The following is a 12,201-nucleotide window of genomic DNA, read 5'->3' as shown; positions in this document are numbered from 1 at the left end:
CCAAGGGCCGTGGTATCGTGTATTCATCTGTGGAGGAAAACACGATGGATATGTTAGACCAAATTAATTTGCATATGATGATGGAAGATCGATTGGAAAAGATATTAGAGGATTTAGAGAAACGCCCTAAGGGAAAAACCAAAAAAACAAAAGGGTATGATCGAATTCCTGCCAATCGTGAACGAGCCGAATGGAACTTACAAGAGATACCTGTTCTATTCGGAGCTTAACCTGGTGAAAACCGCAACCAAGTGTTGAGGGTTTTTGCATGAATGATACCGGATTGGTCTTGGTTTGCCCACTTTGCCAAATCCGAAATCTTTGGGGGAAAACCCTGAAAAGAATGGAGCTTTTTTTTAGGAGGTTCTATCATGTTTGTTTGGAATGTTGTTAACTCTGATAACAATTGGATTTTTTTCGAATCTTTCGCAGTTACTAATTCTTCCCACACTACTTGATTTTTTCCTTTTCTAACACCAGAATACAGACGTTTGGTGGAAATTTCTAAACTTTGTTTTCTATTCACTAGAGGACTATAAAATCTTTCATACCCTGTCCCCTTACAATGGGATTTACCTTGTTCTGATACAAAACTCACACCGCTGATCGTAAAATTTCGATTTTGAATTCCATTGGTGATTGATAAAACCATTCCAAACAAATTCAAACTTGGATTTTGGTAATGTGGCCAAAGAATACTTTGTTCTTTTTGTAAGAGAAAAGCAAGGATTTGATCCAAAGGATGTCCCGTATTCACAAGAATTTTTGGATTGGGCAACTCAAATAAATAAGGAGAACCACCTAACCAGGTAATGATGGGAATATGTATTGGTATTTCCAATAAAAAATGATACGTTGTGCCTCTTCCCGAATCGAAGGATACGATGTAATCTGGAGTGATGTCATTTTCTAATAAAAAACCAAGAGCTGTATCACTCACAAAGACTGACCAATTGTTTCGATGACGTTTGATCGTTTCCAAGTCTGATTCCAGACTCGGGCTAGCGCCAACAAATAAAACATTTGGATGATTGGCAGCAAAGGATTGGAACCAATGAAACTTGTTTTGGTCCTTTTTGAGACTCAATTGGTTTTTGAGATGATTATGTGTCCAAAGTTTACGGAAGTGTTGGATGGTATTTTCATTCGTTGATTGGGAACGAAACTGCGATAGAAAATGATGGCGACATTCTTTTACCAAATCCGGGAACAGCCGTTCGTAATTTGGTGTCTCGTAGAGGGTCCATTTTAAGTTTAATTCCTGATCTGATAAAGAAGAGGCGACTAGTTCTTTGTTAATTTCGGCCCAGTCGGGAGTTTTCCCTGTGATGATCTGGAGAAAGATCCCTTTGTTCTTTGCTTTTTGGATCAGTTCCTTTGTTTCGATTTGGAATTCAGATAATAAAAAAATTTCAGAGTTAGGTTCCCAAAAGAAAAAGAAAGGATGAGTTTTGGGAGATTCTATCAGCGCACGAACCGAATGTAAAGCGCCCACACCCAATACGATGGGAATGGAATCTGTTTTGATTTGGCTTAAAAAACGAAAAGCCTCCTTTTCAGGGGAGACTTTTGAGTGTAAATAAAATGTTTCAGGGGTTTGAAAGTTGTAGAGAAGGTGATTTTGGAAAAGGGGAAGTAGAGGGATGGGAATAACCTCTAATCCTCTTCTTCCTCTTCGGCTTCTTCTTCATCATCAGAGTCGTCGTCGAAGTCATCTTCCTCTTCTTCCTCTTCTGTATCATCACCAAATTCATCTTCAAAACCATCTTCAAAATCTGGTTTTTTAGCTTCTTCTTCAGGGATGAAATCTTCTTCAATGTCTTCTTCCGCATGCGGAGCAAACGATGTTCCAGCAGTGGAAGTGACTCCTGCCAGTTTGTCTTTCTCTGCTTGGAGTTGGGCCTTCTCTTCAGACGAAAGGTATTTCCATTGTACCATATGATTCGTTAGTGCATAAAGTGCTTGCACCGTGAGTTTACGGTTTTTTAATTTTTTAGGAAGAGTGATTTTATCGATTTTATCGATCGCACTGAAACCGGCCACACATGTTTCGTATTTTTTTTCCCGGCAAAGTTCTATTAAGGATACGATATCAAAGTCTTCTTTATGTGATTGGGTCATTTTTTATAAATTCCTGGGGAAGTGAGTGGAACGTTAGACCAGATTGGGGCATGGGGGTCAGATGTCAAGGGAAAGTTCGAAAACGGGCTTTACAGACGTTCTCCTAGTCCAAACCATGGGGATTGCCGTCCAATTTATGGGATTTATGAAAGCCTCCCTCATTTTAATTACTAGTTTATGTCTCATTAGTTGCGCCCCAGCGAAATCTTCGTATTTCGGAGAAGGGACGTTTGTCGGTGTTACACCAAGCGGAGAAGAGATTCGCTTCGCCAACTTGGGAAAAGACCAAATTGCTTTGAATGTATACTCACCTGATTGTGTGCCATGTTGGAAAGAAATCCCAGCACTCAATCTTTTACATGCAGAAATCCAAAACAAGTTTCCAAACAAAGCACTGTTTATGGTCGTGGATCCCTATCAAATTGTCCCTGATGTCACCGACGAACTTCCGTTTGGACAAGTATATCAGTTGGCGAAAGATAGGATGAATCTTGAAATCAAAAATAGAAATATCCAAGTACCAATTGTTTTTATGAAAAAACCATTTCGAGTGAAAGAAGGTGGACTTGTGACAGGAACCCCCGAAACACTTTTGTTCGAAACAAACCCCCTTCGATTGTATTATAATTTTTTAGGATCCATTTCAGAACTCACGAACAAAGAGGAGATTCAAAAAGATTCGAAGTTTCAATTTTTCCGTTATCAATTTGGTATGGAATCAATATGAGAGCAGTTATCATTCGATTCATTGATTGTGAAGGCCCTGGCATTCTTGAACCAATCTTAAGAGAAAAGGGATATCGTATCAGTTACCAAAACGCATTTGATTCTCGTGTGCAACTGATGCCAGAAATACATTTAAACTTTGATTTGATCATCATGTTAGGTGGTCCTCAGTCTGTTGCTGATCCAGATGAACAGGAATTTTTTAAACCATACTATGAAATCGTGGAAAATGTTGCGGTGTTGCCAAACAAAAAGTTAATCGGTATTTGTTTGGGTTCACAGATCATTGCACGTGCATTAGGTGCCAATGTTCGGCCTGGAACAAAAGGCCCAGAAACAGGATTTTCCGATTTACAAATCCTGAAACCAGAGCATCCGATTTTTTCTGGGTTGAATGGAGATTCCCTTTTAGCATTCCATTTACATGAAGATATATTTGATATCCCTGTGGGAGCGGAACATCTCCTTGCAAGTGAGTTTTATGCGAATCAAATGTTTTCTTATAAAAATAAGATTTTTGCATTCCAAACTCATTTAGAACCAACACTTGAAATGTTACATGTTTGGCAGAATGTTCATAAAGAATTTATCGCTAAAGGCACGGGCGATTTTTCGAACCTGAAATCTAAACAAAAGACGATGGAAGAAAGTGCCAAAATATTATTTCGCAATATTATAAATTTATAACGGACAAAACATGTTTCAAAAAATCTTAACCATATTATTCGGCAGTAAATACGAAAGAGACCTAAAAAGACTTAACCCAATTGTTGAAACAATCAATTCATTTGAAGTTACGATTAAGGCAATGGATGATGAAACCTTGTCATCCCAAACAAAAAAGTTTAAAGAACGATTGGCGAGTGGCGAAACTCTCGATGATATTTTACCTGAAGCATTTGCAACAGTGAGAGAAGTTGCGTATCGTACTCTTGGGATGCGTCATTTTGATGTGCAGATGATGGGTGGTATTTCCTTACATTGGGGCAATATTTCGGAAATGAAAACAGGTGAAGGAAAAACATTAACTTCTACTCTGCCTATTTATCTCAATTCCCTCTCTGGTGAAGGAGTTCACGTTGTAACCGTTAACGACTATTTAGCGAAAAGGGATGCGAATTGGATGCGTCCTGTCTTCGAGTTTTTGAAGGTTTCTGTTGGTGTCATCCAACATGATATGGACCATGAAGAGCGCAAAGTTGCTTATAATTCAGACATCACATATGGAACAAACAATGAGTTTGGCTTCGATTATTTACGTGATAATATGGTGAGTTATAAAGAACATCGTGTGCAAAGGCAACATAACTTTGCCATCGTGGATGAGGTGGATTCAATCCTTATCGATGAAGCAAGAACCCCACTCATCATTTCAGGTCCTGCAGAAGAATCAACGGACAAATACTTAAAAGTAAACAAAATCATTCCAAAGTTAGTAGAAGGGGAAGACTTCGAAATTGATGAGAAAGCAAAGAATGTAATCCTGTCGGAAGCGGGAGTTCATCATGTTGAAAAACTATTGGAAGTAGATAATTTGTATCATGCTGAAAATATTGAGTTAGTACACCACGTACAACAAGCACTCAAAGCACATAAAATATTTTTTAAAGACAAAGATTATGTAGTGCAAGATGGGGAAGTGATCATCGTCGATGAGTTTACCGGTCGTTTGATGAAAGGTCGGCGTTATTCGGATGGACTTCACCAATCATTGGAAGCAAAAGAAGGTGTGCCGATCGCACGTGAATCACAAACTTTGGCTTCGATTACATTTCAAAACTATTTTCGAATTTATAAAAAATTGGCAGGTATGACGGGAACGGCTGATACCGAGGCCGAAGAATTTAAAAAGATCTATAATTTAGATGTCATCGTCATTCCTTCGAACCTTAAAATCCAAAGGCAAGATATGCCTGACCGAGTTTACAAAACAGAACGTGAGAAGTTCGATGCCGTAGTAAAAGATATCCAAGAAAAAGTTTCTCGCAAGCAACCTGTGTTAGTTGGTACGATTTCTATTGAAAAATCAGAGGTGTTGTCTAAACTTCTTTTTTCGCACGGGATTCAACACAATGTTTTGAATGCCAAACAACATGAAAGAGAATCTGAAATTGTTGCCAATGCTGGTAAACCAGGTGCAATCACCATTGCTACAAATATGGCGGGACGAGGGACTGACATTGTCCTTGGTGGTGCGCCCAAATACAAAGATGATCTAGAAAAATTAGATGATAAATGCGATTCATTAGGAATTAAAAACAAAGAAGAGTTAGAAATTATCTATAGCTTCCGTGAATGCCTAATTAAACAAAAGTTTGATGAAGCAGAAGGAAAAATTTCAGACGTAAGGAATGAGACAATCAAAAAGGAATGTATCAAAATCCTAGGCGATGCAAAAAAATGGAAAGTGGATCATGACTTTGTGATAGGGGCCGGTGGACTTCATATCATAGGATCGGAGCGCCATGAATCTCGAAGGATTGATAACCAACTTAGAGGAAGGTCTGGACGGCAAGGTGATCCAGGTTCTTCAAGATTTTATTTATCTTTGCAAGATGATTTAATGAGGATATTTGGATCAGATCGAATTGCTCGCATCATGGACACTTTAAAAATGCCTGAAGGTCAAGAATTGGAACATAGTATGGTATCCAATGCGATTGCTCGGGCACAAAAACGAGTCGAAGGTCATAACTTCGATATCAGGAAACACTTGTTAGAGTATGATGATGTAATGAACCGTCAAAGGATATATATCTACGGAATTCGAAACGAACTTTTAGATAAAGGGAATATGTCGAAAACCGTTTTTGACTTCTTTGATGAAGTTGTAGAAAATCAAGTGATCTTGTATTGTGAAGGTAACAATGCTGACGCTTGGGAAATTGATTCTCTAAATGAATGGTTACAAAGTTTAGGAATCGATCATAAAATTGAATCCAAAGATTTCAAAAAAGAATCGAATCCGCAGTTAAAGGTATTCGAAGTTGTTTCAAAACTAGTGAAAGAACTTTATGATTATAAAGTTTCTTCGATAGGCGATGAAATCTGGAGATCGATTGAAAGGAATGTATTTTTAGACATTTTAGACCATAGATGGAAAGAACATTTGTATGCAATGGACCATTTGAAAGAAGGGATTTGGACTGTTGGTTATGGTGAAAAAAATCCATTGATTGAATACAAACTACAAGGTTTTAAAATGTTCGATCAATTGGTTGATAATTTAAAAAATGAAGTGGTATCGTTCCTTCTTAAGATTGAAGTAACAGAATCAGATAAAAAGCAAGATGACACGTCACCCAAAGAATATAAAAAAATTGGGCAAGAACAACGTGCGGAAGTAGATATGTTTGGGAACGAGCTCAAATCAAACAAAACAAAACCTCAAGTTTCTTCGACTACTAGTTCGGGTGGTGGATCAGAAAGAAGATCCAGTCGAAGGAAGAAGTAATTCTCTTTTTACTTTTGTTTGCAAACGAATCTCTCCAACTCTTATCCATTAGAAAATTTTTCATTGGTTGAGAGTTGGGTCTGATTCAGTTCAATTGAATCCTCATTCACAAGAATCTAATAAGTCCACCACAGATCCATTCAATCAGTTGATTCGATTCGATCAAAGAAATTGTATCATTCAATCGATTTAGCTACCACACCATCAATATCAGGTCCATTGTTATACGAATGTGGATAGACATATCCCGATCCTGTATTTGGATTCGTGACAGCTGATGCAGAGATCATTCTAATGAATTTAAATCCGTTGGTTTGGATATTGGTACGAGCTGTCGCATCACAATTGGTGCCAGGTCCACCTACAATTAAATCATCAAGATTAAAACCATCACCACCACCTAATAGAAATCCACTACCTGTGAATGTAAACAATTCATCTACACTGAATGGTTTTGTTGCCATATTATAAATAACTGGTCGAAGTCCGGCAAATCCAGGCCAAGAAGAAATTTGATTGCTATCGGCCAAACTTGGATTAAACCCACTCAGATCAAATCCACAATATTCTGTTCCATTAAAGGAAACATGAACAACCATCGGATCAAAGGCATATCGATCGCTTGTTTCTGAAACTCGAAAGGGATTCTCATAAATGATAAAATCGATTCCGGAAACATTTTTTACGGTCCTTCCTGCCCATGATAAAATGAGAGTTGCACCTGCTCCTGTTAGATTTAATGCATAAACATCCAATGAACCTGTAAACTCACCACCACCACAAATTCCATTGATAGATTTTGAAGAGTTACTAAATCCGCTCACCGTTGAATTGGCAGAAACAACTGTATTAGCAACGTGGATGTTTGATGGAAGAGATGTTGGTGGGCAAGGACCTATAGAAGGTGAGTTTGTGATCGGAAGTGAAAGTAATGTTAATAATAGGTCATTATTTTTTTCTTTCTCCGAACATTGCAGAAAAGTAAAAGCAATCAAGAATACGATAGGTAATCGTTGAATATATGTATATGTATGAAACATCAATTGTCTCCAATTCCCCCAATCCAATTGGATAGGAGGAAATTTTGTTAATTAAAAAGTTCTCGTAAGGAAATTGAAGGCGAATGATCCATTGCAACCAGCGGCCTTCGGATTTGTTGTGTGAACTGTACCAGATGCTTTTCTTGACGCCAGATCAGTTTTTGTTTCGGCTAACGATGGTTTACCGTTAAATACATCACAAATTAAAATTTCGTTTTGATCTGTAATTGTCCAAATCAATGCCGCAATATTTGCACTGTTTTTGGGTCTATAATAAAGCACTCGATCTGTGTTACTAAATTCTACGATTTCGGCGTTGACTCGATACGTTGATGTGCCAGCCCCATTTACATAATCAACATATAGATAACCTGTTGTAGTTCCGAAATTCGATTGGATAGAAACTGTATTTGAACCTGGTGTATTACATGTTCCCGCAGAACAACTCGCTTGAAAATAAGTTCCTCTAATTTCAATTTGACCTGCTTCTTTTGCAGATGCCTCTGTTGTTTTCAATAGTCCAAGTACAAGATTGTTGTCAGCGACCGATTTGTCTACTTTGCCTGTATCTGCACATGTGATTACAGATAGTGCAATTAACATTACGAGCGTTAGTTTAAATGAAAGTTTCAATTAGATTCTCCTAAATCTTTTTTTTTGAATTTAGGGGAACTCGGTTTGGAAATAGGTTTATTCTTGTCTGGCGACAAAAAAGCTTAAAATCTATAGAAAGATATGTAAGTAGTGTTTTTTCCATACGGGTGCCCCGAATTTTCCTTCGGGGCCCCTTTACATTCTATATTGAGAATATAAAATGTAAGTGTGCAAAGTTCCCAATCCACGAGAAAACATTGCGGGGAAGATCTGGCTTATCATTTAACATAGTTTATGCTATATTAAATGCATCACAGTTGCGGGTCAGCACAGGAATTTCACCTGTTTCCTCCCTGAAGGTAAGGACAGATTTGTCATCACTAGATTTTCCGTCAAACAATTTAATTTGTTTTTGTCTTATCGGAAAGAGTTTTTAAAAATAGAATCAAAGTATCAATCTCTTGTTTTTGAATGTTTCTGTTTAATCCGTAAGCATTCATTCGTTCAATTGCTTCATTCAATGTAGAAACACTACCATCGTGAAAATAAGGTTGGGTTAAGGATACATTCCTTAAACTTGGAACTTTGAAAACATAACGATCGTTCGGATCTCCTGTTACTTCAAATTTACCTAAATCATTTGGATTGTATAATGATGGATTTTCTAATCGTCCGAATCCATTCCCTCCCAATGTAAATCCAGAGTGACAGTTCGTACAACCAATTTCCATAAACAACTTTAAGCCATCCAATTCTTGCCGAGTCATAGCAATAAGGTTGCCATTTATGAAATCATCGTATCGTGAATTTGAAATCAAACTCCTTTCGAAAGCAGAAATTGATGTTCTTACATGATGTAATGTGGGATTCGGATCCTCAGGAAACGCGTTTATAAAATACTCTTGGTAAGTTGGATCATTCTGAATCCTTTGGATGAGTTCCGTTTCTGAAGGAAGTGACATTTCCAAGGGATTGATAAATGGATCAATGGCCTGATCGTAAAGTTGATTCCGTCTTCCATCCCAAAAAATTACATTTGAAAATCCTATATTCAAAATTGTTGGAGTGTTTCGTTTTCCCAACTGACCAAATGTTCCCCTTGAAGTCGATTGCCGATCCATTCCTGCCGAACGTCCATTTAACGGATGGCAAGTGATGCATGCCTGAATTCTATTTTCCGACAAATTGATATCTCTAAAAATTTTATTTCCTAATTCGACAATTGCAATGGTATCATTTTCCGATCCAGGAGATGAAACTGGAAGGGAACCAATTTGTGTTTTTGCGATTGATTGTAAATTGTTCGCATATGCGATGTCGTTCAAAAAACTTACAAAAAGTATGTTTGTTAAAAAATCGGACTCGTTATTTTGCGTTTGGAAGTTTTTACAGTTATAAACATTAAATGTTAAAAAGTACAGAACAGTAAATGTTATGAATGATGATTTTATTTTGTGTATATTTAAAGAACGAATGCGCATGACGACCAAACAAAGAATCATTCCTTGTTTGCGCAAATATTTTTTATGGTAACTTATTTAAATTTAGTTGTGTTAGGTGGTTATTTGATTATTTTATTGATTAATGTGTATGAAATGTGTTTGTGATTACCGCAATGTTAGTTGCGATATCTCCGATTTTTTGGCTCACTTGGATTAAGTCTTAGGAATTATTTGCAAGTTCTTGGGCGCTTCCCGATAATATATTTACAGTATTGACCATATCTTCTGATGCTTTTTTTTGTTCTCTGCTTGAGAATTCAATGGTTTTAGCCATGTCTTCGAGTCCATTGAGTTCATTGGTTACGCTGAGTAAACTGTTTGATTGAGTAGTCATTTCTTCTTTTAAATGGTTCACCGCATCATTCATTCTTTTGGATTGTGTTACAATTTCGCTAAGTGCGTTCACTGCTTCCATCACATGACTTGAACCTTCATTAACAACAACATGGCTTTTATCGATCAATTTTTTTATGCTTTTAACAGATGATTGAGTTTTGTCCGCGAGTTTAGATATTTCTTCTGCAACCACTGCAAACCCCATTCCTGCATCACCTGCTCTTGCTGCTTCTATACTTGCGTTTAATGCAAGCAAATTGGTTCTTTCTGAAATTTCAGTGATTAAATCAATAATTCCCGTAATTTCCTTGGTCACAGATCTTATTTCTGACATCGTAGTGTCAGTATTCTTGATGGATAAATTTCCAGAATTGGCAAGTTTTGTAGAATAATTTGATAAGTCAGTTAACTGATGTAAAGCGAATTCAATATTTTGAATTGAGGATTTGATGTTTGCCATCTCTTCTGTGATATTGACTATGTTTTTTGTTTCATTTGTTATGAATTCGAACATAATTTCAAAAGAGGTTGTGAGTTCTTCTAATGAAGCTGCAGATTCTTCGGATACGGAAGCAAGTGATGAAGCATTGTCCGAAACAGAGATTGCATCTTGTTTTAATTGACTCGATAATTTTTCAGACTCGCTAACAGAGGCCTTTAGTTGGTTCATGATATGATTTAGGTTGTCTAAAAATTGATTGATTGATTTTGTGATTTTGCCAATTTCATTCGTTCCAAAATCTGGTAATGTTTTTGAAAGGTCTGCCTCACCGCTTGATAGCTCATTGATCTTTGTGAGTACAGTCACTAGTGGTTTATTGATGCTTCTAAAGATGAGATATACAAAAATTGTTGATATAAGAAGTGAAATTAGAACCAATAAAATGTTGAAATTTCTTTTGATTGATAGTAATTCTACTCGATCTGTGATCATATTCGCTAATAATGTTTGTGAATTTTCTTGTATATTGCCTGCAATTTTTGTCCCTTTGTGTATCGTGAGAAAAAGTGAATCGGAATTGTTTGGTTTAATTTGACTTTTAATAAAAGTATCTTTGAGCTCTTTTATATATTCATCACAGTTGGCATTTGCATAGTGTACTGCTACGTCGATTTCTTTTTGGTATTTCTGATTGGAATCACTTGATTTTTTGTATGATTTACGAATTTCTTTACAAGCATTTTCAATTCCATTGATTGTTATGATTACTTTTGTTATGCTTGCATTCGTAATTGTTTTATTGTTTGCAATTGTTCCCAAATATTCGTCTCGAATCACTTCTTTTAGAACTGCGATATTTTGGTAGATCGTTGGAATTCTGAATAAAACAATTTCCATTTGGTAGTAAGAATCTACTTCTGGATCAAGAATTAAATTTGAATTATCTCCTACTTTTAATAACAATTCCTGTAGATCATTTAGGAATAGAAGGGTAGTTGTTTGATCAAATTCTTTGAACTTGTTATATCTCTCTATATTGGTAAACTCTTTTGATTTAGGGTCGATGATACTTGACTTGAGAATTTCTTTTTTAATTTCCTCCATTACCGGCAATAATTCCACTGTTGATTCTTGGCCGATTTTCAAGCGCTCTAATCCCTTTCGATAGGATGCAGAAATAGGTTTCGTCAATTCGAGACCCAATTGTTCCTTGTTGGAGAATTGGATTGATTCGTTTTGCGAGGTTACGAGTAAAAATAGGATAAAAAATAGCGAAATAAGAAGTGGTAAAGGGAATAATAACAATCTACTTTGAATGGATATTTTTGAAAGAATACTTAGATCAAACACACGCATCTTACGAAAGATGACGAATTAATTTTCAAAATATTATCGAGGCGATAATTGATTTTCAAAATTTCGCTCATTTTATTTCCTAGAGGAACTACGGAGAATCTATGAATCAGCCCCTTCTCATTCCAATCATTCTTTTATCATTACAATGTACAAAAACTGTACAGGTTAAAAACCAAGAGAACCTTTTCGAAAATTGTATGAAAACTTTTCAAGATGAAGCGAAGTGCAAAGAGTTTATGTCGAATTCTGTAAAAGACATACAATCCGATGATGAGAAAAGGGAGGAAGAGCTTGCTAAATTGACAACTGAGCAATTGGCAGGACTGAAATTACGAAAAGAGATCAAAGACAAGTTGCCAGGTAAAAATGGAAACTTCGTAAAAGAATATCTAGGTACCCCTGATGAAATTAAAAGAGGTGGTGATCGAGAGTATTGGATTTACAAACGTCCGATCAGTAAGTTTGATACAGAGTCGATGCCTGATAAGGAAATTACTGTCATTTTTAAAAGATCGTTCGTTGAAAAAGTAGAACATAAAAAGCCTTAATTTGAATTTCTAAGCTCAACAGTGGAAAATGCGATCGGAAAGATTTTGGAATTAAAAGAGGAAATAGTCAGGAGAGGTTTTC

General features: G+C 36.5%; 11 protein-coding genes. 5 read left to right on the top strand and 6 right to left on the bottom strand.

Annotated elements, in window-relative coordinates; genetic code table 11:
• Positions 1-50 precede the first annotated feature (50 nt).
• On the top strand, positions 51-230 hold the full coding sequence (locus LEPBI_RS14025; RefSeq protein WP_226992799.1) for a hypothetical protein: 180 nt from the start codon (positions 51-53) through the stop codon (positions 228-230).
• Here the strand turns inward: LEPBI_RS14025 and LEPBI_RS14020 are convergent.
• Positions 227-1,501: a 6-hydroxymethylpterin diphosphokinase MptE-like protein gene (locus LEPBI_RS14020; protein WP_012389790.1), complete on the bottom strand. Its 1,275-nt coding sequence runs from the start codon at positions 1,499-1,501 to the stop codon at positions 227-229. The two genes, LEPBI_RS14025 and LEPBI_RS14020, sit on opposite strands and share 4 nt — an antisense overlap.
• 155 nt (positions 1,502-1,656) lie before the next feature.
• The gene (locus tag LEPBI_RS14015) at positions 1,657-2,121 is read right to left on the bottom strand and encodes a hypothetical protein (RefSeq protein ID WP_012389789.1); all 465 of its coding nucleotides are present in this window, start codon (positions 2,119-2,121) and stop codon (positions 1,657-1,659) included.
• 61 nt (positions 2,122-2,182) lie between these two features.
• On the opposite strand from LEPBI_RS14015, the gene LEPBI_RS14010 reads away from it, so the two are divergent.
• From LEPBI_RS14010 to secA, 3 genes are read left to right on the top strand one after another with little or no spacing between them, the layout of a single operon-like run.
• The gene (locus LEPBI_RS14010) at positions 2,183-2,848 is read left to right on the top strand and encodes a TlpA family protein disulfide reductase (RefSeq protein ID WP_012476397.1); all 666 of its coding nucleotides are present in this window, start codon (positions 2,183-2,185) and stop codon (positions 2,846-2,848) included.
• On the top strand, positions 2,845-3,534 hold the full coding sequence (locus LEPBI_RS14005) for a type 1 glutamine amidotransferase (RefSeq protein WP_012389787.1): 690 nt from the start codon (positions 2,845-2,847) through the stop codon (positions 3,532-3,534). The genes LEPBI_RS14010 and LEPBI_RS14005 overlap by 4 nt, the downstream gene beginning before the upstream one ends.
• A 10-nt stretch (positions 3,535-3,544) precedes the next feature.
• A complete protein-coding gene (gene secA, locus LEPBI_RS14000; RefSeq protein ID WP_012389786.1) occupies positions 3,545-6,301 on the top strand; it encodes a preprotein translocase subunit SecA in 2,757 nt (918 codons plus the stop codon).
• A 176-nt stretch (positions 6,302-6,477) separates the two neighbouring features.
• On the opposite strand, the gene LEPBI_RS13995 is transcribed toward secA, so the two are convergent.
• The 4 genes from LEPBI_RS13995 to LEPBI_RS13980 all read right to left on the bottom strand — a co-directional run bounded on the left by LEPBI_RS13995 (position 6,478) and on the right by LEPBI_RS13980 (position 11,571).
• Positions 6,478-7,341 (bottom strand): LIC_13355 family lipoprotein, encoded by an 864-nt coding sequence (locus LEPBI_RS13995; protein ID WP_012389785.1) that lies wholly within the window; start codon positions 7,339-7,341, stop codon positions 6,478-6,480.
• Positions 7,342-7,392: 51 nt separating this feature from the next.
• Positions 7,393-7,974 (bottom strand): hypothetical protein, encoded by a 582-nt coding sequence (locus LEPBI_RS13990; protein WP_012389784.1) that lies wholly within the window; start codon positions 7,972-7,974, stop codon positions 7,393-7,395.
• Between the two features lie 362 nt (positions 7,975-8,336).
• Positions 8,337-9,260 carry a cytochrome-c peroxidase gene (locus tag LEPBI_RS13985; RefSeq protein ID WP_012389783.1) on the bottom strand — a complete coding sequence of 308 codons (924 nt, stop codon included), beginning with the start codon at positions 9,258-9,260 and terminating at the stop codon, positions 8,337-8,339.
• Positions 9,261-9,597: 337 nt separating this feature from the next.
• A complete protein-coding gene (locus LEPBI_RS13980) occupies positions 9,598-11,571 on the bottom strand; it encodes a methyl-accepting chemotaxis protein (RefSeq protein WP_012389782.1) in 1,974 nt (657 codons plus the stop codon).
• Between the two features lie 197 nt (positions 11,572-11,768).
• Here LEPBI_RS13980 and LEPBI_RS13975 point away from each other — a divergent pair, with 197 nt between their 5' ends.
• Entirely contained in the window at positions 11,769-12,119 is a 351-nt protein-coding gene (locus LEPBI_RS13975) for a hypothetical protein (RefSeq protein WP_226992797.1), read from the top strand.
• Positions 12,120-12,201 lie beyond the last annotated feature (82 nt).

The organism is Leptospira biflexa serovar Patoc strain 'Patoc 1 (Paris)' (genome assembly GCF_000017685.1).
In the GTDB taxonomy this organism is placed as follows: domain Bacteria; phylum Spirochaetota; class Leptospiria; order Leptospirales; family Leptospiraceae; genus Leptospira_A; species Leptospira_A biflexa.
The sequence above is the reverse complement of the archived record's forward strand: the minus strand, read 5'-3'. Positions and strand labels throughout refer to the sequence as shown.

Excerpts from the sequence above, each read along its gene's own strand:
- LEPBI_RS14025 (WP_226992799.1), top strand. The coding sequence starts at position 51 with ATGTTAGACCAAATTAATTTGCATATGATGATGGAAGATCGATTGGAA.
- LEPBI_RS14015 (WP_012389789.1), bottom strand. The coding sequence starts at position 2,121 with ATGACCCAATCACATAAAGAAGACTTTGATATCGTATCCTTAATAGAA.
- LEPBI_RS13995 (WP_012389785.1), bottom strand. The coding sequence starts at position 7,341 with ATGTTTCATACATATACATATATTCAACGATTACCTATCGTATTCTTG.
- secA (WP_012389786.1), top strand. The coding sequence starts at position 3,545 with ATGTTTCAAAAAATCTTAACCATATTATTCGGCAGTAAATACGAAAGA.
- LEPBI_RS14005 (WP_012389787.1), top strand. The coding sequence starts at position 2,845 with ATGAGAGCAGTTATCATTCGATTCATTGATTGTGAAGGCCCTGGCATT.
- LEPBI_RS14010 (WP_012476397.1), top strand. The coding sequence starts at position 2,183 with ATGTCAAGGGAAAGTTCGAAAACGGGCTTTACAGACGTTCTCCTAGTC.
- LEPBI_RS13980 (WP_012389782.1), bottom strand. The coding sequence starts at position 11,571 with ATGCGTGTGTTTGATCTAAGTATTCTTTCAAAAATATCCATTCAAAGT.
- LEPBI_RS13975 (WP_226992797.1), top strand. The coding sequence starts at position 11,769 with ATGAAAACTTTTCAAGATGAAGCGAAGTGCAAAGAGTTTATGTCGAAT.